General features: G+C 34.3%; 1 protein-coding gene. It reads left to right on the top strand.

Annotated elements, in window-relative coordinates; translation table 11 throughout:
* Positions 1-372: YigZ family protein (locus tag KDK95_RS38960; RefSeq protein WP_212522649.1), on the top strand; the 372-nt coding region annotated here is incomplete at its 5' end.
* Positions 373-449: the final 77 nt, after the last annotated feature.

The following is a 449-nucleotide window of genomic DNA, read 5'->3' as shown; positions in this document are numbered from 1 at the left end:
GTTCATAATGCGTGTGTCGTAGTAACAAGATATTTTGGTGGTATTAAATTAGGTGGTGGTGGTTTAATTCGCGCCTATAGCGGTGCTGTTAGAGACGTCATTTATGATATCGGACGTGTCGAACTACGAGAAGCAGTACCATGTATAGTAACACTGAATTATGATCAAACTGGTAAATTTGAATATGAATTAGCTTCAACTCATTTTATGTTAAGAAACCAAACTTACACTGATAAGGTAAGCTACTATATCGATGTCGTTAAAAGTGACTATGAAGCGTTTATTAACTTTTTAAATCAAATGACTGCTGGAAATTTCGATTTGACTGAAGAAACTCCAAAGCAGTTGCCTTTCGATATACCAACTGAATAAAAATAAAAAGCACTATCATAAGACGGTAAATATCAATTGCGTATTATTAAACGACAATTGAAGTACACGTTTATGGC

It is taken from the genome of Actinospica acidithermotolerans (assembly GCF_018139625.1).
Taxonomy (GTDB): domain Bacteria; phylum Actinomycetota; class Actinomycetes; order Streptomycetales; family Catenulisporaceae; genus Actinospica; species Actinospica acidithermotolerans.
Note: the sequence above shows the minus strand (reverse complement) of the source record. Positions and strands in the feature narration are given on the sequence as shown.